The sequence below is a fragment of the Rhodoferax sp. genome (genome assembly GCF_039922535.1).
In the GTDB taxonomy this organism is placed as follows: Bacteria; Pseudomonadota; Gammaproteobacteria; order Burkholderiales; family Burkholderiaceae_C; genus Rhodoferax_B.
Window position 1 is genome coordinate 11,091 of sequence record NZ_JBDTEM010000281.1, and the last position, 18,413, is coordinate 29,503.

At 63.4% G+C, this 18,413-nt stretch carries 22 protein-coding genes; 10 read left to right on the plus strand and 12 right to left on the minus strand.

Features of this window, described 5'->3' with window-relative positions:
• The first annotated feature begins 28 nt into the window (after nucleotides 1–28).
• From ABI213_RS12945 to coaD, 4 genes are read left to right on the plus strand one after another with little or no spacing between them, the layout of a single operon-like run.
• Nucleotides 29–1,417 (plus strand): pitrilysin family protein, encoded by a 1,389-nt coding sequence (locus tag ABI213_RS12945; RefSeq protein WP_348005224.1) that lies wholly within the window; start codon nucleotides 29–31, stop codon nucleotides 1,415–1,417.
• Nucleotides 1,417–2,769: a pitrilysin family protein gene (locus ABI213_RS12950; protein ID WP_348005223.1), complete on the plus strand. Its 1,353-nt coding sequence runs from the start codon at nucleotides 1,417–1,419 to the stop codon at nucleotides 2,767–2,769. The genes ABI213_RS12945 and ABI213_RS12950 overlap by 1 nt, the downstream gene beginning before the upstream one ends.
• On the plus strand, nucleotides 2,766–3,410 hold the full coding sequence (gene rsmD / locus ABI213_RS12955; protein ID WP_348027413.1) for a 16S rRNA (guanine(966)-N(2))-methyltransferase RsmD: 645 nt from the start codon (nucleotides 2,766–2,768) through the stop codon (nucleotides 3,408–3,410). Before ABI213_RS12950 ends, rsmD begins: the two co-directional genes overlap by 4 nt.
• Nucleotides 3,407–3,913 (plus strand): pantetheine-phosphate adenylyltransferase, encoded by a 507-nt coding sequence (gene coaD / locus ABI213_RS12960; RefSeq protein WP_348005221.1) that lies wholly within the window; start codon nucleotides 3,407–3,409, stop codon nucleotides 3,911–3,913. The genes rsmD and coaD overlap by 4 nt, the downstream gene beginning before the upstream one ends.
• A gap of 66 nt (nucleotides 3,914–3,979) precedes the next feature.
• Here coaD and ABI213_RS12965 read toward each other — a convergent pair whose 3' ends face one another.
• Complete coding sequence (locus ABI213_RS12965; RefSeq protein ID WP_348005220.1) at nucleotides 3,980–4,684, minus strand: alpha/beta fold hydrolase; 705 nt, start codon at nucleotides 4,682–4,684, stop codon at nucleotides 3,980–3,982.
• A 66-nt stretch (nucleotides 4,685–4,750) separates the two neighbouring features.
• On the opposite strand from ABI213_RS12965, the gene ABI213_RS12970 reads away from it, so the two are divergent.
• Both ABI213_RS12970 and ABI213_RS12975 read left to right on the plus strand, forming a co-directional pair.
• The gene (locus ABI213_RS12970) at nucleotides 4,751–5,215 is read left to right on the plus strand and encodes a universal stress protein (protein ID WP_348005219.1); all 465 of its coding nucleotides are present in this window, start codon (nucleotides 4,751–4,753) and stop codon (nucleotides 5,213–5,215) included.
• An 11-nt stretch (nucleotides 5,216–5,226) separates the two neighbouring features.
• A complete protein-coding gene (locus ABI213_RS12975) occupies nucleotides 5,227–6,201 on the plus strand; it encodes a tripartite tricarboxylate transporter substrate-binding protein (protein ID WP_348005218.1) in 975 nt (324 codons plus the stop codon).
• A 37-nt stretch (nucleotides 6,202–6,238) separates the two neighbouring features.
• Here the strand turns inward: ABI213_RS12975 and ABI213_RS12980 are convergent, their stop codons facing one another.
• On the minus strand, nucleotides 6,239–6,547 hold the full coding sequence (locus ABI213_RS12980; RefSeq protein ID WP_348005217.1) for a DUF1840 domain-containing protein: 309 nt from the start codon (nucleotides 6,545–6,547) through the stop codon (nucleotides 6,239–6,241).
• Between the two features lie 104 nt (nucleotides 6,548–6,651).
• Between ABI213_RS12980 and ABI213_RS12985 the strand changes: the two genes are divergently transcribed.
• On the plus strand, nucleotides 6,652–6,948 hold the full coding sequence (locus tag ABI213_RS12985) for a polyhydroxyalkanoic acid system family protein (protein ID WP_348005216.1): 297 nt from the start codon (nucleotides 6,652–6,654) through the stop codon (nucleotides 6,946–6,948).
• 112 nt (nucleotides 6,949–7,060) lie between these two features.
• Here ABI213_RS12985 and rfbC read toward each other — a convergent pair whose 3' ends face one another.
• From rfbC to rfbB, 4 genes are read right to left on the minus strand one after another with little or no spacing between them, the layout of a single operon-like run.
• Nucleotides 7,061–7,609 carry a dTDP-4-dehydrorhamnose 3,5-epimerase gene (gene rfbC, locus ABI213_RS12990; protein ID WP_348005215.1) on the minus strand — a complete coding sequence of 183 codons (549 nt, stop codon included), beginning with the start codon at nucleotides 7,607–7,609 and terminating at the stop codon, nucleotides 7,061–7,063.
• A complete protein-coding gene (gene rfbA / locus ABI213_RS12995) occupies nucleotides 7,606–8,517 on the minus strand; it encodes a glucose-1-phosphate thymidylyltransferase RfbA (RefSeq protein ID WP_348005214.1) in 912 nt (303 codons plus the stop codon). The genes rfbC and rfbA overlap by 4 nt, the downstream gene beginning before the upstream one ends.
• Nucleotides 8,514–9,410 carry a dTDP-4-dehydrorhamnose reductase gene (gene rfbD, locus ABI213_RS13000; protein ID WP_348005226.1) on the minus strand — a complete coding sequence of 299 codons (897 nt, stop codon included), beginning with the start codon at nucleotides 9,408–9,410 and terminating at the stop codon, nucleotides 8,514–8,516. The genes rfbA and rfbD overlap by 4 nt, the downstream gene beginning before the upstream one ends.
• An 8-nt stretch (nucleotides 9,411–9,418) precedes the next feature.
• Nucleotides 9,419–10,486: a dTDP-glucose 4,6-dehydratase gene (gene rfbB / locus ABI213_RS13005; protein WP_348005213.1), complete on the minus strand. Its 1,068-nt coding sequence runs from the start codon at nucleotides 10,484–10,486 to the stop codon at nucleotides 9,419–9,421.
• A 158-nt stretch (nucleotides 10,487–10,644) separates the two neighbouring features.
• On the opposite strand from rfbB, the gene ABI213_RS13010 reads away from it, so the two are divergent.
• The 3 genes from ABI213_RS13010 (at nucleotide 10,645) to ABI213_RS13020 (ending at nucleotide 12,727) form a co-directional block, all read left to right on the plus strand.
• Entirely contained in the window at nucleotides 10,645–11,106 is a 462-nt protein-coding gene (locus tag ABI213_RS13010; protein WP_348005212.1) for a phasin family protein, read from the plus strand.
• Nucleotides 11,107–11,233: 127 nt separating this feature from the next.
• A complete protein-coding gene (locus ABI213_RS13015; RefSeq protein ID WP_348027415.1) occupies nucleotides 11,234–11,917 on the plus strand; it encodes a TetR/AcrR family transcriptional regulator in 684 nt (227 codons plus the stop codon).
• Between the two features lie 36 nt (nucleotides 11,918–11,953).
• Nucleotides 11,954–12,727, plus strand: a complete 774-nt coding sequence (locus tag ABI213_RS13020) for a hypothetical protein (protein WP_348008755.1) — start codon at nucleotides 11,954–11,956, stop codon at nucleotides 12,725–12,727.
• A gap of 4 nt (nucleotides 12,728–12,731) precedes the next feature.
• On the opposite strand, the gene miaB is transcribed toward ABI213_RS13020, so the two are convergent.
• From miaB to ABI213_RS13050, 6 genes are all read right to left on the minus strand, one after another.
• A complete protein-coding gene (gene miaB, locus ABI213_RS13025) occupies nucleotides 12,732–14,069 on the minus strand; it encodes a tRNA (N6-isopentenyl adenosine(37)-C2)-methylthiotransferase MiaB (protein ID WP_348027417.1) in 1,338 nt (445 codons plus the stop codon).
• 99 nt (nucleotides 14,070–14,168) lie between these two features.
• Nucleotides 14,169–14,411 carry a hypothetical protein gene (locus ABI213_RS13030; protein WP_348008753.1) on the minus strand — a complete coding sequence of 81 codons (243 nt, stop codon included), beginning with the start codon at nucleotides 14,409–14,411 and terminating at the stop codon, nucleotides 14,169–14,171.
• Between the two features lie 194 nt (nucleotides 14,412–14,605).
• The gene (locus ABI213_RS13035) at nucleotides 14,606–15,484 is read right to left on the minus strand and encodes a hypothetical protein (RefSeq protein ID WP_348008752.1); all 879 of its coding nucleotides are present in this window, start codon (nucleotides 15,482–15,484) and stop codon (nucleotides 14,606–14,608) included.
• Nucleotides 15,481–17,370 (minus strand): iron-containing redox enzyme family protein, encoded by a 1,890-nt coding sequence (locus ABI213_RS13040; RefSeq protein WP_348027419.1) that lies wholly within the window; start codon nucleotides 17,368–17,370, stop codon nucleotides 15,481–15,483. Before ABI213_RS13040 ends, ABI213_RS13035 begins: the two co-directional genes overlap by 4 nt.
• Before the next feature lie 3 nt (nucleotides 17,371–17,373).
• A complete protein-coding gene (locus ABI213_RS13045) occupies nucleotides 17,374–18,231 on the minus strand; it encodes a fatty acid desaturase (protein ID WP_348027421.1) in 858 nt (285 codons plus the stop codon).
• On the minus strand, nucleotides 18,212–18,413 hold a 202-nt coding region (locus ABI213_RS13050), incomplete at its 5' end, for a sterol desaturase family protein (RefSeq protein WP_348027423.1). The genes ABI213_RS13050 and ABI213_RS13045, both read right to left, overlap by 20 nt.

The following is an 18,413-nucleotide window of genomic DNA, read 5'->3' on the forward strand; positions in this document are numbered from 1 at the left end:
AAAGGGCGTTCTTAGAATCAAGCATTCTATGAAACGCCAAATACTTCCGCTTTTAGGCTTATTGGGTGCCCTTGCCCACGCCCAAACACCCCCCGCTTCGACGACCCCCACCCGGTGCGACCTGCCCAATGGCATGGCGGTCATCGTCCAACCCGACCACCGGGCCCCCACGGCGGTGCAGATGCTGTGGGTGCGCGTGGGCTCCCTGGACGAGGTGGACGGCACGTCGGGCGTGGCCCACATCCTGGAGCACATGCTATTCAAAGGCACACCCAGCCTGCCGCCGGGCGAGTTTTCGCGCCGCGTGGCGGCCCTGGGCGGGCAAGAAAATGCGTTTACCGCCAAAGACAACACCGGCTATTACCAGCAAATTCCGGCGGGCAAACTGGAGGCGGTGATGCAGCTGGAGGCCGACCGTTTCGCCCACAACCAGTGGAGTGACGAAGAATTCAAGCGCGAGCTCGAAGTCGTCAAGGAAGAGCGCCGCATGCGCACCGAAGATTCGCCACGGGCTCTGATGAACGAGGCGCTGCTGGCCACCGTGTTTACTGCCTCGCCCTACCGCCGCCCGGTGGTGGGCTGGATGAGCGACCTGGATGCCATGACGCCGGACGATGCCCGCGCCTTCTACCAGCGCTGGTACGTCCCGGCCAACGCCGCCGTGGTGGTGGCGGGCGATGTGGATCCGCGGCAAGTCTGCCAACTGGCGGCTAAATATTACGGCAGCATTCCGGCGCGCCCGGTGCCGGTGCGCAAACCCCGGCTGGAGCCCGAGCAGGCGGGCAGCAAGCGCCTGGACTTTAAAGCCCCGGCCGAGCAGGCGCTGGTCACCCTGGCCTTCAAGGTGCCCAGCTTGCAGCCCGACAGCGACGACGCCTTGTCCCTGACCGTGTTGGCCGCGGTGCTGGACGGCTACAGCGGTGCCCGGCTGGAGCGCACCCTGACGCAAGACCATGGCCAACCTGGTGGCCCGGTAGCGGACAGCGCCGGGGCTTACAACGGCCTGGTCGGGCGCGGCCCGCAGCTTTTCATGCTGGATGGTGTGCCCGCCGCAGGCCACAGCGCCGCGCAGGTTGAAGCCGCCTTGCGCGCCCAGGTGGCTCTGGTGGCGCAACAAGGCGTGACCGAGGCCGAGCTGAACCGCGTCAAAACCCAGTGGGTGGCCAGCAGCGTCTACAAGCTCGATTCGGTGATGAACCAGGCCCGCGAACTGGGCAGCAACTGGGTGCAAGGCCTGCCGCTGGACGCGAACGACCGCCTGATCGCCCGGCTGCGCGGCATCAGCGCCGCCCAGGTGCAGGCCGTGGCCCTGCGCTACTTCGGCGACGACCAATTGACGGTGGCCACCCTGCTACCCCAGCCGCTGGACCCGAACCGCAAGAAACCCCGTTCCATTCCCCAGGGGGAGCTGCGCTGATGAATACTATTAAAAACATAGCTGCTGCCGCAGGTACTATCTGCGCTGGAGGCCTATTTCTTATAAATTCTGCATGGGCGGGAATTCCCATCCAGCACTGGACCCAGCCCAGCGGCGCGCAGGTCTACCTGGTGCCCAGCCCGGCCATCCCCATGCTGGATGTGCAGATCGACTTCGATGCCGGCAGCCGCCGTGACCCGGCCGCACAGGCCGGCCTGGCGGAGCTGACGGCGGGCATGGCCTCGGAAGGCGTGCGGTCGGTCGGTAGCGCCCCGGCGCTGGATGAAAACGTTCTGGGCGAAGCCTGGGCCGATCTGGGCGCGTCGCTGGACAGCAGCGCCAGCAGCGACCGCTTCAGCTTTTCGCTGCGCAGCCTGACCTATCCCGATTTGCTGGAAAAAGCCACCGCGCTGGCCGCCCGCCAGATCGGCGAGCCCGCCTTCAGCGACAGCCTGTGGCAGCGCGAACGCCAGCGCGTGGCCGCCCAGCTGAAGGAATCTGCCACCCGGCCCGCCACCGTGGCCGGGCGCGCGTTTGCCGCCGCCGTGTACGGCACGCACCCCTACGGTTTTGAGCTGACCGCCGACACGCTGGCCCGCATTAACGCGTCCGACATGCGCGCCTTCTACGCCCGCAGCATCCTGCCCTGCCGCGCCACCGTCAGCCTGGTGGGTGCGGTGGACCGGGCGCAGGCCGACGCATTGGTGACCCGGCTGCTGGCGCGCCTGCCCGCCACCGCCTGTACGCCACTGACGCCCTTGCCTGCGGTGGCCGATGTGCAGCCGCTCACCCGCAGCAGCGAGCAGCACATCCCTTTCGATGCCGCCCAGGCCCAGGTGCTGATCGGCCAGCCCGGCTATCCGCGCAGCGACCCGGCCTTTTTCGCCCTGCTGGTGGGCAACCACATTCTGGGTGGCGGCGGTTTTGGCTCGCGCCTGACCGCCGAGGTGCGCGAGAAGCGCGGTTTGAGCTACAGCGTCTACAGCAGCTTTGCGCCCGCCCTGCACGCCGGGGCCTTCACCATCGGCCTGCAGACCCGGCCCGACCAGGCCAAGCAGGCCATCCAGGTGGCCAAAGACGTGCTGGCCCGCTTTGTGGCCGACGGCCCCACGGCCACCGAACTGCAAGCCGCCAAAGACAACTTGGAAGGCGGATTTGCCCTGCGCATCGACAGCAACCGCAAATTGCTGGGCAACGTGGCTAACATCGCGTGGAACCATTTGCCACTGGACTACCTGGACCACTGGACCGCACAGATTGAGCGCGTGACGCAAGCCGACATCCAGGCGGCTTTTGCCCGCATACTGCAACCCGAAAAAATGGCCACCGTCGTGGTCGGAGAAACCCCATGAGCACCCGCGCTGTCAAAGCACCCGCCAAGAAGAAAAAGCCCCGCCCGTCCGACCCCCATCCCGTAGGCGGCAAGCCCGGCGAGATCCGCATCATCGGCGGCGCGTGGAAGCGCACCCGCCTCACCGTGGCCAGCAAACCCGGCCTGCGCCCCACCCCCGACCGGGTACGTGAAACCCTGTTCAACTGGCTGGGCCAGGACCTGACCGGCTGGCGCTGCGTGGACGTGTTTGCGGGCACCGGCGTGCTGGGCTTTGAAGCCGCCTCGCGCGGTGCCGCCACCGTGCACCTGTTTGAGCAAGACCCGGCCCTGGTGGACCAGCTCAAAACCACGCAAACCAAGCTGCAGGCCAGCGCCACCCAGGTGCAGCGCGGCGATGGTGTGGCGGCGCTGCGCCAATTGGCGGCGGGCAGCCTGGACCTGGTGTTTCTGGACCCGCCGTTCGAGTCTGGCCTGTACGAGCCGTCGATGGGGGCCGCCGCCAAGGCCGTGCAAGCCAACGGCTTTGTCTACATGGAAGCCCCTGCCAAATGGACCGACGAGCTGCTGGCTCCGTTGGGCTTGCGCGTGCACCGCTACCTGAAGGCGGGTGCGGTCCACGCCCATTTGCTGCAACTGCTGACCGCCGCCGAAGCCCCATGACCACCCCGGCCAAACGGGAAGTGATCGCCGTCTACCCCGGCACCTTCGACCCCATGACTCTGGGCCACGAAGACGTGGTGCGCCGCGCCACGCAGTTGTTCGACCAGGTGATCGTCGCCGTGGCCGCCGGGCACCATAAAAAGACGCTGTTCAGCCTGGAGCAGCGGCTGGAGATGGTGCGTGAATCCGTCAAACCCTACGACCAGGTGCAGGTAGAAAGTTTTAGTGGCCTGCTGCGTGACTTTGTGGTGGGCAAGGGCGGCAAAGCCATGGTGCGCGGCCTGCGCGCGGTGACCGACTTCGACTACGAATTCCAGCTGGCCGGCATGAACCGTACCCTGATGCCGGATGTAGAGACCGTCTTCCTCACGCCCAGCGATGGTTTTCAGTTTGTCTCCAGCACCTTCGTGCGCGAGATCGCGCTGCTCGGCGGCGAGGTGCACAAGTTTGTGTCGCCTTTTGTATTGGAAAAGCTGGCCGAGAAGGTGCGCGAGCGGGGCTGATTTTTTAAGCCAAATCGGCCTCTGGCGCAATCACTATCTGCACAGGCAGCTATTTAAAATATAGCGTTACAGTTTCAAACGTGCCAGCCAGTCCAGCAGCAGCGCATTGACTTCTTCGGGCTGTTCCATGGTCAGCATGTGGCCGCAGCGGGGCAGCAGGTGCAGTTCGGCACCGGGTACCAAGCTGGCGATTTCTTCGGAGAGTTTGGGTGGTGTCAGCAGGTCTTTGTCACCGCACAGCACCAGCGTCGGGCAGCGCACTGCGGGCAAGTGCAGGCGCGCGTCGGGCCGGTCGGCCAGGGCGCGGTTTTGCTGCACCCACAGGGCGGGCGGGGTGCGTAGCACCATGTCTTTGTAGCGCTGCAGGTCGGCCTTGTCACTGGGGTGCGTGGGGGAGAACGCCATGGCGGCAGTGGCGCGCACAAATTCGGCCAGCCGGCCCGCTTCGACCATCTGGATGGCGGTTTCACGCTGCTGGCGGTGGTGCGGCAGCTCGGGCCGGGCGCTGGTACCCAGCAAGGCCAGGGCGCGGACGCGCTGCGGGGCCTGGTGCACAGCTTCCATGGCGATGATGCCGCCCATGGAGGCGCCGCACAGCAGCAGTTCACCGGGGTGCTCGTCCAGCACCGCCTGGGCCATGTCCTCGATGCGGCTGTGGCGGGACAGCACGTCGGCCACCGTGGTGCGCCAGATGGATGGCACAGCGGCAAGCTGGTCCTGCCACATGTCGGCATCGGTGGCCAGGCCGGGAATAAATACAAGTTGGTGCATGCGAGGAACTTTGAAGGCTCAAATTGAGCCTATGCTGGTCATGTTTAAACCTCGGGAGAATACGCGATGAAGATTTTGTTGCCTTTGGACGGCTCTGAGGTGTCGCTGCAAGCCGTGCGGCAGGTCATTCACCTGGTGCGCCAGGGCCTGCAGGCCGAGGTCGTGGTGGCCAATGTGCAGGAGCCCGCCCACCTCTACGAGATGGTGATGGCCGCCGACCCGGGGCTGATTGCCCGGGCCAGCGCCCAGGCCGGTGCCAAAGCGCTGAAGGCCGGTGAGGCCTTGCTGCGCCACGCGGGCATTGCCTATGCCAGCGAGGTGGCCGTGGGCGACCCGGCAAACACCTTGATCGACATCGTGGAGCGCTTTGGCTGCGACATGGTGGTGATGGGCGCCCGCGACAAGGGCAGCCTGCGCAGCGCGCTGCTGGGCTCGGTGTCGCACGAGGTGCTGCACGCCGCACAAGTGCCGGTGATGCTGATCAAGCCCAGCGATGTGGCTGACCCGGACGTGGAGGCTCAGAACTTGTAGCCGGAGGCAGAATGCAGAAGATTATTGCGGCCGCCGCGCTGGCGGCTGCGGCGTTGGTCGGCCAGGCGGCGGAGTTTCCTGCCAAGCCGATCAGCATCATCGTGCCATTCCCGGCCGGTGGCCCGACCGACCGCGTGGCGCGGGACTTGGCCGAAGCCCTGCGCAAGCCGCTGGGCGGGGTCATTGTCGTGGTGGACAACGTGGCCGGCGCGGGCAGCTCCATCGGCTCGGCCAAGGCGGCACGGGCCACACCCGACGGTTACACACTGCTGCTGAACCACATCGGCATGGCCACCATGCCCACCTTGGTGCGCAACCTGCCGTTCAACGTCCTGAAGGACTTTGAATACCTGGGGCTGGTAGACGAGGTGCCGATGACCCTGGTCAGCAAGCCGGGCCTGCCCGCTACCACCTACCCGCAACTGGTGGCCTGGATGGGGCAAAACACGGGGCGCATCAACCTGGGCAATGCCGGCGTGGGATCGGCCTCGCAGCTGTGCGGTCTGCTGCTCCAGACGGCGCTGAAGATGGACATGACCACCGTGCCCTACAAAGGCGCGGCGCCGGCCATGACCGACCTGATTGGCGGCCAGATCGACCTGATGTGCGACCAGAGCACCAACACCACGCGCCAGATTGAGGCCCAAAAGGTCAAGGCTTTTGCCGTTACCAGCGCCAAGCGCTTGGACACGCCTGCCTTGAAGGCCTTGCCGACCTTGCAAGAAATGGGTTTGAAGGGTTTCGAGGTCAGCATCTGGCATGGCCTGTATGCCCCGAAGGGCACGCCATCCGCCGTGCTGGCCAAGCTCAATGCCGCCCTGCGATTGGCCTTGAAAGACCCTGTATTCATCCAAAAGCAAGAAGGCCTGGGCGCCATCGTGGTAACCGACAAACGCCTCGAACCCGCCGAGCATAAGAAGTTTGTAGCCGCCGAAATCGCCAAGTGGAGCCCAATCATCAAGGCAGCAGAGGTCTACGCGGACTGACCCTGCTGCGATCGGCTTGAAAGCTGCGGACGGGGGGTCAGGTCCCCCAGGTTACGTCGGCGTTTTCTTTTTCGCAGCGGTGCAGCATGTCGATGAAGGGTTTGGCGCGCTGGTGCAGCGAGACGGTGTCCATTTCGTGGACCTTGGCTTCGACGGTGGCGGCTTTGCGGGCCGCATCGTCTTGCACGATGGCGGCTTGCAGGGCGGCGATGGCCGGTGCCATCTGGGCAACCAAGATGATGCCTTGAGGGCCAGGGGTCTTGCCAATAATTTCCAACACTTTGCGCCCATTGGCTTCGAGCATGATGAGGTCGCCATCGGCTTTAGACTTGAATTTGTACAACATGGCACTTCCGTTAAATAGAGTGTCACTATTGTGCCCGGCTTGGCGGGCCTGGGCTGGCATGATGGGCGATCTAACTGTGCGTCTTTACCCCTAGGAGATTTTGAGTGACCGACATCCACATGCAGCGTGAACACACCTTGGGTCTTCCCGCCGCCCGCAAGCTGGCCAACGAATGGCTGGAGCAGGCCGAAACCCGTCTGGGCATGACCTGCGAATACACCGAGGGCGCGGCCAGCGACGAGATCAGCTTTCACCGTGCGGGTGTGACCGGTACGGTGCAGATCACCGACGACCGTTTTGTGCTGGATGCCGAACTGGGCTTTTTATGGAGCGCCTTCAAGGACAAGATCGAAACCGAGGTGGCTCGCCGCATGGACAAGATGCTGACCCAGGTGACCTGAAAAACGAACGCTATTGTGGAGTAGAATTTTTAAGACGAGAAAAAGGCTGTTTCTGCATGTTCCACCTGCGCAGGCAGCTATTATTTAAGTAGCATTGCGTGCGGTGCAGCATTCAGCCCTCAAACACCTCGGCATCGGCCAGCGAACATCCTACGGCATCTTTGGCTGAGAGCTGGGGCGTGATGCCTGCGGGCCATTCAATGCCGATGGCAGGGTCGTTCCAGGCGATGCAGCGCTCAAACGCGGGGGCGTAGTAGTCGGTGGTTTTGTACAGAAAGTCGGCGGATGCCGTCAGCACCACAAAGCCATGGGCAAAGCCGGGTGGCACCCATATCTGGCGGTGGTTTTCTTCGCTCAGCTCTGCGCCGACCCACTGGCCAAATGTAGCGGAGCTGCGGCGGATGTCTACCGCCACGTCGAACACGGCACCGCGCACGCAGCGCACCAGCTTGCCTTGCGGGTTCTGGATCTGGTAGTGCAGACCGCGCAGCACGCCTTGGGCGGAGCGCGAGTGGTTGTCTTGCACAAAGGCTACTTCCAGACCGGTGGCCCGGGCAAAAGCATTGCCGTTGAAGCTCTCGTAGAAGAAGCCGCGCGCGTCGCCAAATACCTTGGGCTCCAGGATCAGCACGTCGGGGATGCGGGTGGGGGTGGCTTTCATTTGCGAATCTCGTCTTTGAGCATGCGCAGCAGGTACTGGCCGTAGCCGTTTTTGGCCAGCGGCTGGGCCAGGCGCTCTACCTGTTCGCTGGTGATGAAGCCGTTGCGCCAGGAGATTTCTTCCGGGCAAGCGATTTTCAGGCCCTGTCGGCGCTCCAGTGTGGCAATGAACTGACCGGCTTCCAGCAGGCTCTCGAAGGTGCCGGTGTCCAGCCAGGCGTAGCCGCGCTGCATGATTTGCACGTTCAGGGTGCCCTGGTCCAGGTAGGCCTGGTTGACGGCGGTGATTTCCAGCTCGCCGCGCGGGCTGGGCTTGACGGCCTTGGCGATGTCCACCACCTGGTTGTCGTAAAAATACAGGCCGGTGACGGCGTAGTTGCTTTGCGGTTGCAACGGCTTTTCTTCGATGCTGCGGGCTTTGCCCTGGGCATCAAACGCCACCACGCCGTAGCGCTCAGGGTCGTGCACGTGGTAGGCGAACACCGACGCACCGCTGGTTTGCGCATCGGCCGTGCCCAGTAACTCGGTGAAGTCGTGGCCATAGAAGATGTTGTCGCCCAGCACCAGTGCGCTGGGGGCGTTGCCAATGAAGTCTTCGCCAATCAAAAACGCCTGCGCCAGGCCATCGGGGTTGGCTTGCACGGCGTACTGCAGGTTCAGGCCCCACTGCGAGCCGTCGCCCAGTAGCTGGGTGAAGCGGGGCGTGTCTTGCGGCGTGCTGATGACCAGGATGTCGCGGATACCGGCCAGCATCAGCGTGCTCAGCGGGTAGTAAATCATCGGCTTGTCGTAGACCGGCAGCAGCTGTTTGCTGATGGCCAGTGTGGCCGGGTGCAGGCGCGTGCCGGAGCCGCCGGCGAGGATGATGCCTTTGCGCTGGGGGCTGGAGAAGGAGGCAGCAGTGGTCATGGTGTGAGTGTTTCGTTGAGCATACGCGCCACACCATCCTGCCAGTGGGGCAGGGTAAGGCCAAAGGCGGCTTGCAGTTTGTGGGTGTCCAGACGGCTGTTGTAGGGCCGCTGGGCGATGGTGGGGAAGTCGGTCGCCGGAACCGCCGCTACGGCTTCGGGCCCGGCTTTGAGTGCGATACCGGCCTGCTGTGCCTGGGCCAGCACGGTTTGGGCGTAGCCGTGCCAAGTGGTTTCACCTGCTGCTGCCAAGTGGTAGATACCTGCCAGTGACGGCGCAGAGAGGGCGGAACGCAATGCCAGTGCGGTGACATCGGCCAACAGTTCGGCACCGGTGGGGGCGCCAAACTGGTCGTCGATCACCGTCAACGTGTCGCGTTCCTTGGCCAAGCGCAGCATGGTTTTGGCAAAGTTGCCACCGCGTGCGGCATACACCCAACTGGTACGGAAGATGAGGTGCCGGGCGTTGGTGGCCTGGATGCGCTGCTCGCCCGCGAGCTTGCTGCTGCCGTACACGCTCAAGGGCGCAGGGGCATCCGATTCCTGCCAGGGCTGGCTGCCGCTGCCATCGAATACGTAGTCGGTGGAATAGTGCACCAGCCACGCATCCAGCTTAGCGGCCTCTATGGCCAGCACGCCGGGGGCCAGGGCGTTGAGTGTGTGGGCCAATTCGGGTTCGCTCTCGGCCCGGTCCACGGCGGTGTGGGCGGCGGCGTTGACGATGATGTCGGGCCGCAGGCGGCGCACGGTGTCTTGGATGCCATCCAGATCGGCCAGATTGCCGCAGTAGGCGGTGCTGTGGCGGTCGAGTGCGGTCAAGTTGCCCAGTGCGGCCAGGCTACGTTGCAGCTCCCAGCCGACTTGGCCATTTTTGCCCAGCAGCAGAATCTTCAGGGGGGATTTCATGCGGCGCGGGCTGCGTAGTTGGTGTCTACCCAGTCGCGGTAAGCACCACTTTGCACGCGGGTCACCCATTCGGGGTTCGCCAGATACCACTCTACGGTTTTCTGGATGCCGGAGGCGAAGGTTTCGGCCGGTTTCCAGCCGAGTTCGCGCTCGATCTTGCTGGCATTGATGGCGTAGCGGCGGTCGTGGCCGGGGCGGTCGGTCACATACGTGATTTGCGTGGTGTAGCTCTGGCCGTCGGCGCGTGGACGCAGGGTGTCGAGCAGCCCGCAGACGGTGTGCACGATGTCCAGGTTCGGCATTTCGTTCCAGCCGCCGACGTTGTAGGTCTCACCCAGCCGTCCGGCTTCCAGCACGCGGCGGATGGCGCTGCAGTGGTCTTTGACATACAGCCAGTCGCGGATCTGCTGGCCATCGCCATAGATGGGCAGCTGCTTGCCCGCCAACGCGTTGACCACCATCAGCGGAATCAGCTTTTCGGGGAAATGGTAGGGGCCGTAGTTGTTGCTGCAGTTGGTGGTCAGCACCGGCAGGCCGTAGGTGTGGTGGTAGGCGCGCACCAGGTGGTCGCTGGCGGCTTTGCTGGCCGAGTAGGGGCTATTGGGCTCGTACTGGTGTGTTTCGGTGAATGCCGGATCGGTGGCAGCCAGTGAACCGTACACCTCGTCGGTGGACACATGGAGGAAACGGAAGGCCGTTTTGGCATCACTGGCCAAGCCACCCCAATAGCTGCGTACCGCTTCCAGCAACTGGAAGGTGCCCATCACATTGGTCTGGATGAAGGCTTCGGGGCTGTGGATGGAGCGGTCTACATGCGACTCGGCTGCAAAGTTGACCACGGCGCGCGGCTGGTGCTGGGCCAACAAGGATGCCACTAGCGCGTGGTCTCCAATGTCGCCCTGGGCGAAGATGTGGCGGCTATCGGATTGCAGGCTGGCCAGGTTTTCCAAATTACCCGCGTAGGTGAGTTTGTCGAGGTTGATGACCGCTTCGCCCGTGTGTGCCACCCAGTCCAACACAAAATTAGCACCAATAAAACCTGCACCGCCAGTCACCAAAATCATAGTATTCCTTGTAAAGCCGAGCGCTATGGGTCGCGCAGAAAGCGCTGAAGTTTAGTCCACTCCGGCGGGTGGCAAGGGCCATTTAGAAGTCCGCATCTACACCTAATGTCGGCGACTGCTTACAGTTGCAGACCGAATCTCCCTTTAAAGACACTCCCATGGATAAAAAACCCAGCCCCTCTACCGATGAAAATAAGGCCAACCCGTCGCCGAAACCCAGCGTCAAAGATTCTGCCCAGCAGATTTGGCTGGCGGGTCTGGGCGCTTTTGCCAAGGCGCAGGAAGAAGGCAGCAAGGTATTTGAAGCCCTGGTCAAGGATGGCATGGGTATGCAGACCAAGTCGCAGGCTATGGCAGAAGCCAAGCTGGCCGAGGCGGCCAGCAAAATGACCAGCATGGCACAGGGCATGACCGAGCGGGCGACCGGCCAGTGGGATAAGCTGGAGAATATTTTTGAAGACCGTGTGGCTAAAGCCCTGAAAAAACTTGGCGTGCCCTCGGCCCAGGACGTGGCAGTGTTGACGGCACGGGTCGAAGAGCTCAGCAAACTGGTGCAAACGCTGGTGGCCCAGCAAGAACCTGCAGCCAAGGCCAAACGAACGACCAAGCCCGACGCGTGAGCGTACTGGGTTTAAAAAGGATGCTTGGGCACCCTTTTTTGCGTCGGTGTCGACACTAGCGGCTTCCCTAACTCCTTAACCAGCCCGCGTCGGTTAGAGTGGATGCTCAATAACGGGGAAGACATCCATGGCGAAAAAAGCGCCGCGCCGCACGGCCGAACGCATTCTGGAAGTAACGCTGGATCTGTTCAACCGGTTTGGCGAACCCAACGTCTCCACCACCCTGATATCGGCCGAGCTGTCTATCAGCCCCGGCAACCTGTATTACCACTACCCGGCCAAAGAAGAACTGATCAATGCGTTGTTTGACCGCTACGAGCGCGGTCTGACCGAGTTGCTCAACGCCAGCGACGGCGTGCGCGATGTGGAAGATGCCTGGTTTTTCATGCACAGCCTGTTCGAGTTGATCTGGCAGCATCGATTTTTGTACCGCGACCTGAACGACTTGCTGAGCAATAACCGGCATCTGGAAACCCATTTCCAGTCGGTCCTGAAGCACAAGACCCGCGCCATCCGTGCGCTGCTGGACGGCATGGCCCAGTCGGGCGCTTTGCAGATTGACAGCCGCGAAGCCGAGGCGACCGCGACCAACATGGTGGTGGTGCTGACTTACTGGCTGAGTTTTGAGTACGTGCGTGACCCGCGCCATGCACTGGAGGCCGACAGCGCCCAGATGGCACTCTTGCGCGGCGCCCACCATGTGTTGAATCTACTGATGCCTTATCTGGAGCCGGGCCAGCGCCTGCATTTGCTGAACCTGGTGTCCGCCTATTCTCAGTCCGCCCAGCCCGCTGCCAGCGCCGCAGGTTGAGATTGGCCTTCAAGCCTGCCCACGAGGAGATACACCATGTTCTTATGGACCGCCTTTCCCCATCCTGGGGCCTATGCGTTTGATGCGGCCAGCACCGCCCTGGGCTGGGCGCGCCTGCACCAGGGCGACTCCGAGCCCTTGCCAGCCGATGCGTCCTTGCTCGAAGCCTGGGCGCTGTTCCACAACGGTGAATTCCAAAAAGCCGCTGCAGCAGGCCTCGCACTGGGCGGTGCCGGACTCACATTGGCCAATAAGGCCACCTGTATTTACGCCACCTACTTAGAGCCGTTTGAACGTCTGCGGCTGGACCTGTTCCTGGAAGTTGCGGCGCGCGCCGAGGCCCAAGCCCAGGAAGATCCGCAAAACGCCAACGCCTGGTACTGGCATGCCTATGCGTTGAGCCGTTACAGCCAGGGCATCAGTGTGGCCAAGGCGTTGGCACAGGGGCTGGGTGGCAAGGTCAAAGAGTCGTTAGAACGCGCCATTCGCCTGGAACCCCGGCATGCCGGGGCCCATATTGCGCTGGGCGCGTTCCATGCCGAGGTGATCGACAAAGTGGGCGCGTTGATTGGCAGCATGACCTACGGTGTGCGCAAAGACGTGGGTTTGAAGCTGCTGCAAGAAGCCCTGAATCTGACCCCCGGTGCCGCCATCGCCATGGTCGAATACGCCAATGCCCTGCTGATGCTGGACGGCCAGCAGCGCCTGGCCGAAGCCACCCGCTTATACGAGCAGGCCGCCACCGCCGCACCGGTGGATGCCATGGAGCACCTGGATGTCGACCTGGCAAGGTCCGAGCTAGACAACTAAGCTTTCAGGCCTGCAGCACGACCTCGCCGCGCAGCGAGAACGACATGGCTTCGGTCACGCGCACATCCACCATTTGGCCGACCAGGCGCTCTTGCCCCTGAAAGTTCACCACCCGGTTGCACTCGGTGCGGCCCATCAGCTCTAGGCCCTCAGCGCTGGGGCGCTTGCTCGGTCCTTCGACCAGAATCCGCTGCACCGTGCCGACGCGGTGGGCGGCAATCGCGCGCACGCTGTCGTTCAACACCGCTTGCAGATGCTGTAGCCGCGCCAGCTTGACCGCGTGCGGGGTGTCGTCGGCTAGGTTGGCGGCGGGGGTGCCGGGGCGGGGGCTGAAGATGAAGCTGAAGCTGTTGTCGTAGCCCACGTCGTGCACCAGCTTCATCATCTTCTGGAAGTCGTCTTCGGTCTCGCCGGGGAAGCCGACGATGAAGTCGCTGCTCATCGCCATGTCGGGGCGGATGGCGCGCAGTTTGCGCACCGTGCTCTTGTATTCCATGGCGGTGTAGCCGCGCTTCATGGCCATCAAAATGCGGTCTGAGCCGTGCTGTACCGGCAGGTGCAGGTGGCTGACCAACTTGGGCAGCGTGGCGTAGGCCTCGATCAGGCGCGGGGTGAATTCATTCGGGTGGCTGGTGGTGTAGCGGATGCGCTCAATGCCGGGGATGTCGGACACGTATTCCAGCAACAGCGCGAAGTCGGCGATTTCGGCCGTATCACCCATGCTGCCGCGGTAGGCATTCACGTTCTGCCCCAGCAGTGTGACTTCCTTCACGCCCTGGTCGGCCAGCCCGGCCACTTCTACCAGCACGTCTTCAAATGGGCGCGAAACCTCTTCTCCGCGCGTGTAGGGCACCACGCAGTAGCTACAGTATTTAGAGCAGCCTTCCATGATGCTGACGAAGGCCGACGCACCCTCGACCCGGGCGGGCGGCAGGTGGTCAAACTTCTCGATCTCGGGGAAGCTGATGTCCACCTGCGGGCGGCTTTGCGCCAGCCGCTGGTTCAGCAGCTCGGGCAGGCGGTGCAGGGTTTGCGGGCCAAACACCACGTCTACATAGGGCGCGCGTTTGATGATGGCATCGCCTTCCTGGCTGGCCACGCAGCCGCCCACGCCGATCTGCACGCCCTTTTTCTTCAGGTGCTTGATGCGGCCCAGGTCGCTGAACACTTTTTCTTGCGCCTTTTCGCGCACCGAGCAGGTGTTGAACAGGATCAGGTCGGCCTCGTCCACATTGGTGGTGGCCTCGTAGCCCTGGGCGGCGTGCAGCACATCGACCATCTTGCCCGAGTCGTACTCGTTCATCTGGCAGCCGAAGGTTTTGATAAATACTTTTTTAGACATGGGGAACTCTCAACGTGAAACGGCTTGCATGGCACGGGCGGCTGTGCCCCGTGTGCCAGAAATGAAATGCGGATTGCGCAGCGGCCAGGCCGCTAGCAGCTATTCGAAAAGGCCAAACAAGCGCCAGGGCTTGGCGGCAGTGGGGCGTTTGACGTTGGCTTCGGCCTCGGTCAGCACCCAGACCTCGGACACGGCACCACCCATCTCCCGGGTGTAGTTGACGGCCAGCGCCGGCTGCCCAACCAGGCTGCCCGACAGCAGCAGCATGTTGTTGCTGCCGTGGATGCGCGCACCGGGCGAGAGCTGGTTGGTTTTGCCATCCAGCAGCACCTGCGGCGGCACCGTGACCTCTAGGGTGCCACGCAGTGCGGTGGCCGGGAAGCTCCGCTCCTGGGCGTGTAAATTTAAAGAAAAAGTGGCGCAGGCGCAGAGGATACCTGCGCTGGCAGCTATATTAAATATAGCAAATCTATTTTTTATGGGTAATGGCATACAGCGGTTCGTGGTAAACATCCAGAGGCTGGGGAGGGCCAATTTTAGTGCCCGCTGGTCTGCGCCGCCTTCAGTTGCATCAGCAGCGCATGCAGCATCTCGGTGGACAGGCCGTGCACCACCAGCCGGTGCCCGGCCCGCAGCGTGCTCAGCGGCACCAGCGGGTGCTTGTTGTTGAGCAAAATCAGGTGCTCGGGCGCGTTCAGGATGATGGCGGTGTAGATGCCGATGGTTTCGTCCAGCTGCAGCGAGTTGGCGGCGCGCCAGAAGTCGTTGTCGGTCAGAAACAGCTGGTAGATGGGCGTGAAGCACTCGATGGCAGTTTGCAGGTCCACCTTGTTCCAGCGGCCATGCGGAAACTGCTCTACGCTCAGCGGCGGCTCCACCACCATGCTGAAGTCGGGCTTTTCTACAAATTGCAGGCGCTGCCCGGCATCGCGCAGGGTCTGGTTCAGGCGGATCACAAAGTTGAACAGGTTCAGGTCGTGCTTGAGGAAGGTTTCGTCTTTCAGGTCGTCCAAGGTCAGGGGCCGCAGCGGGCTGGTGGCGACCGGTGTGGGGGCGTTTTTGGCGATGAATTCCAGAATCTGCCCACCCATGTGAAAGTGGCGCATCACCAACCAGTTGGCCTCGGGTGAGACCAGGCGCTTCAACCCCTCGGCCAGCAACTGGTGCAGCATCTTGGAAGCCGCCCAGCCCTTGGGCATAAAAGCTTTGACGATCTGGATCAGCACGATGCAGGTGCGCGCCAGGGGCCGCACAAAGGGCAGCAAAAACTGCCGTGATGCCGAACTCGAGTCCTCCAGCCAGGCCTGTTTCACATGGTCGGGCAGGGGCGTGCTCTGGTCCAGGTACAGCGCCAGCCAGGGGCTGGGGTCAGACGGATCGTGGTCGCGGGCGAGCAGGTCGGGCAGGCGTTTCATCGTTCAAGAATGTGTTCAAACTGCATCCGGTACAGCTGGGCCGTGTGGCGGGCGGTTTGCAGGATGGCATCCGCCGCGCGCGGGTCGAGTGCCAGGGTGATTTCTACCGCCGTGAGCCAGCGGGCTAGGTGGTTTTCGTCGTTCGCGCCATGGTATTCCAGGAAACGGAAGGCGCTGGGCGGCAGTTTGACTTGCTGGCGCAGCAGTGGCAACAAGGCGGGCACGATGCGCTGGCCCGTGCCCTCGATGATGTAGATCGCGCCCAGCAAGCCCAGCGGGTTCTCGGTAGCGGCCAGCGCATGCAGGTAGCTGTTGAGTGCCTCGCCGCCGGGGTTGCGGTGCAGGGCATCCAGCGGCTGGGTGCCGCCTGCCGCCAGGTAGTCGCGGTAGAGGATGTTGAAGTCGTCTTGCTCGTCGCTGGCATGGGTTTCAATCAACGCGCCCAACTCTGCAAACGGGCCGGTGAGTGCGGCCACGGCCTTGCGCATCCACTGGCTGCCCTGGCGCACCTGCGGCACCCATTGGGCCGTCCAGTGGCGGTAGTCGTCGGTGCCAAACTGCCCGGCGACGAGTTTGTGGATAACCGGGCTGCGCCACACCTCCGAGCGGTAGCCGTGCCAGATGCTGGCCAGGGCGGTCAGCAGCGGTTGCAGCGTGGGCGGGGCCTGCTGTGGGTCGTGCGGCGCGGCGATGCTGGGGGTGGGCACCGCGGTGGTGGCGCGCGGGGTCCGTGTGGCGGGTGCATCGGCAGCCTCTACCTCTAGCAGCATGTAGGCGGCGCTGATGCGGCCCGACTCGGGGATGAAGCAGAGGATTTTTTCGCCTGGCTTCAAAGTGTGGGTGTCGATGAATTCGGCCAGCATGATGAAGATCGACGCGGCCCCGGTGTTGCCACGCGTACGCAGGTTGTTGTACCAGCGATCGGGCGGAATCGTCAGCCCGGCCTTGGCCAGCAGGTCGACCACTACGGGCATGAACTTTTCGGACGAGTAGTGGCACAGAAAGTGGTCAATCTCGCTGGATTGCACCCAGCCCGCATCCACCAGCTTCACGTACTCGTGGATGCACACGTCGAACAAATGCGGCAGCAGGCGGATGTCCTGGCGCAGCGACAGGGCCCCGGCGGCCTCGGCTTCGCTGGCGCTGGGGTAGTCGAGGAACGAGGTGCTGCGGTCTTCGCTCAGGCCCAGCTGCATGCACACCGGGTAGTCGCCTGCAAAACTTTGCTGGTGCACCCAATTCAGCTTGAGGCGGACTTTGGCGCGGCCTTGCGGGGTGTGCAGGCCCTGGGTGCTGTTGCCCAGCAGCAGTGCCCCTGCGCCGTCGGACAGCATCCATCGCAAAAAATGCGCGTCAAAGTCGCTTTGGTAGCCGCGCGGGCCAAAGCGGCTGCGTTTGAACATGCGCGAGGGCATCTCTGCTGCCACCGCCAGCGCCTTCTGGTGCGCGCCCAGCTCGATGCCTTGTGCTGCGTGCAGGATGGCGGTCACCCCCGCCGCACACACGCCCTGGCTGGACAGTGTGCCCATGGGTGGCGCACCCATCTCGCCCTGCACCATGTTGGCAAAGCCGGGCATCAGCGCATCCCCGCCCGAAGAGCCGACGCTGAGCAGCGACACCGCCGCAATATCCACGCCCGCGCGACCCAGGCAGTCACGGGCGGCGGCGGCGGCCATCTGGGCGTGCGACACGGTGGTGCGGCCCTCGCTGTCGATGGCGTAGTGCCGCGACTGGATGCCGTTCTTGGCCAGGATACGCGCCTTGATGCGCCCGGAGATGCGGTTCAGCGGGGCAATATAGGCATCCATGTCGGCATTGCCGACGGGCGCGCCGGGCAGAAAGTAGCCAGCGGATTCGATGTAGACGCGGTCAAAACGGGTGGGCATGTGTCAAGCAGTCTCGGTGGGGGGCATGAGCGGCTGGCTTTGGTAGCGCGGCAGCAGCAGGCTCAGGACAAAGGTGGTGAACATATACGGCAGCAGCCCGCCGCAATTCAAACGGGGGTGGACCTGATGACGGACCTGTGCGTGCAAAGCCGGCAAGGTAGACCAGTGCGCGCGGCCATGGCGGTGGTGGGCAGTGTGCAGGCCGATGTTGAACAGCAACGGGTTCAGCGCACCCTCAAAGTTGCGGGCGAAATTGATTTTGGAGTGGCCATCGGCATGCGCGTGTTGTAAATAGTTGGTGGCCAGCAGCCAGTGCAGGCCGTGCAGTTGCGGCAGCAGCACCAGCAGCAGCCACTTCTGCCAGTCCAGCAGCGCCAGCCCCAGCCACAAACCCCCTACCAGCAGGTACTGCAGCAGGCAGTAGCCAAACGCACCAGGCGCACGCCGCCGCAGTCGGCCTAGCCAACACCCAAACAGCGGGTACAGCGCCCAGGTGGCTTGCAAGGGATGCAACAGATAGCCCGCCAGGTGGTTGTGGTCGCCGCCAAAACGGTAGGTGCGCGCAGCATCCTGCGGGCCGTGGTGGTAGCGGTGGTGGTTGGCGTTGTGGGTGGCGTGGAACACAAAACCGGGGTGGCCTTGCAACAGGGTCAGCCACATATCGGTGGCACGGTTTGGCCAGCGGCTGCGCCACATCTTCAGGTGGGCATGGTTGTGGTGCACCACGCCAATGCCCAGGGTCAAAAATAGCTCCAGCCCGTACAGCGGCCACGCAAACCCGTAGCGCCATTGCCAAGCCACCAGCGCGGGCAGGGCCAGCATGTACAGCAGCGACTGCCAGTCACGCGGGTGGCGCAGCATGTGGCTTGGCGTGGTGGCGGGCGATATGGACTTGGGCTGCGTCGGGTGGCAAGGCCGTGCCGCAAAGCCGGTCCATGAACGGAAACATGAAGCCAAAGTTGCCCTGGTAGCAGGCGTGGTGTAGGTGGTGACGGCGGGCCCCGTTGAGCCACCAGCGGTCGCGGTCGGCATCGGGCAAAAAG

Bases quoted from the DNA above. Each gene is read 5' to 3' on its own strand.
- ABI213_RS12945 (WP_348005224.1), top strand. From the start codon at position 29: ATGAAACGCCAAATACTTCCGCTTTTAGGCTTATTGGGTGCCCTTGCC.
- ABI213_RS12950 (WP_348005223.1), top strand. From the start codon at position 1,417: ATGAATACTATTAAAAACATAGCTGCTGCCGCAGGTACTATCTGCGCT.
- rsmD (WP_348027413.1), top strand. From the start codon at position 2,766: ATGAGCACCCGCGCTGTCAAAGCACCCGCCAAGAAGAAAAAGCCCCGC.
- coaD (WP_348005221.1), top strand. From the start codon at position 3,407: ATGACCACCCCGGCCAAACGGGAAGTGATCGCCGTCTACCCCGGCACC.
- ABI213_RS12965 (WP_348005220.1), bottom strand. From the start codon at position 4,684: ATGCACCAACTTGTATTTATTCCCGGCCTGGCCACCGATGCCGACATG.
- ABI213_RS12970 (WP_348005219.1), top strand. From the start codon at position 4,751: ATGAAGATTTTGTTGCCTTTGGACGGCTCTGAGGTGTCGCTGCAAGCC.
- ABI213_RS12975 (WP_348005218.1), top strand. From the start codon at position 5,227: ATGCAGAAGATTATTGCGGCCGCCGCGCTGGCGGCTGCGGCGTTGGTC.
- ABI213_RS12980 (WP_348005217.1), bottom strand. From the start codon at position 6,547: ATGTTGTACAAATTCAAGTCTAAAGCCGATGGCGACCTCATCATGCTC.
- rfbC (WP_348005215.1), bottom strand. From the start codon at position 7,609: ATGAAAGCCACCCCCACCCGCATCCCCGACGTGCTGATCCTGGAGCCC.
- rfbA (WP_348005214.1), bottom strand. From the start codon at position 8,517: ATGACCACTGCTGCCTCCTTCTCCAGCCCCCAGCGCAAAGGCATCATC.
- rfbB (WP_348005213.1), bottom strand. From the start codon at position 10,486: ATGATTTTGGTGACTGGCGGTGCAGGTTTTATTGGTGCTAATTTTGTG.
- ABI213_RS13010 (WP_348005212.1), top strand. From the start codon at position 10,645: ATGGATAAAAAACCCAGCCCCTCTACCGATGAAAATAAGGCCAACCCG.
- ABI213_RS13015 (WP_348027415.1), top strand. From the start codon at position 11,234: ATGGCGAAAAAAGCGCCGCGCCGCACGGCCGAACGCATTCTGGAAGTA.
- ABI213_RS13020 (WP_348008755.1), top strand. From the start codon at position 11,954: ATGTTCTTATGGACCGCCTTTCCCCATCCTGGGGCCTATGCGTTTGAT.
- miaB (WP_348027417.1), bottom strand. From the start codon at position 14,069: ATGTCTAAAAAAGTATTTATCAAAACCTTCGGCTGCCAGATGAACGAG.
- ABI213_RS13035 (WP_348008752.1), bottom strand. From the start codon at position 15,484: ATGAAACGCCTGCCCGACCTGCTCGCCCGCGACCACGATCCGTCTGAC.
- ABI213_RS13040 (WP_348027419.1), bottom strand. From the start codon at position 17,370: ATGCCCACCCGTTTTGACCGCGTCTACATCGAATCCGCTGGCTACTTT.
- ABI213_RS13045 (WP_348027421.1), bottom strand. From the start codon at position 18,231: ATGCTGCGCCACCCGCGTGACTGGCAGTCGCTGCTGTACATGCTGGCC.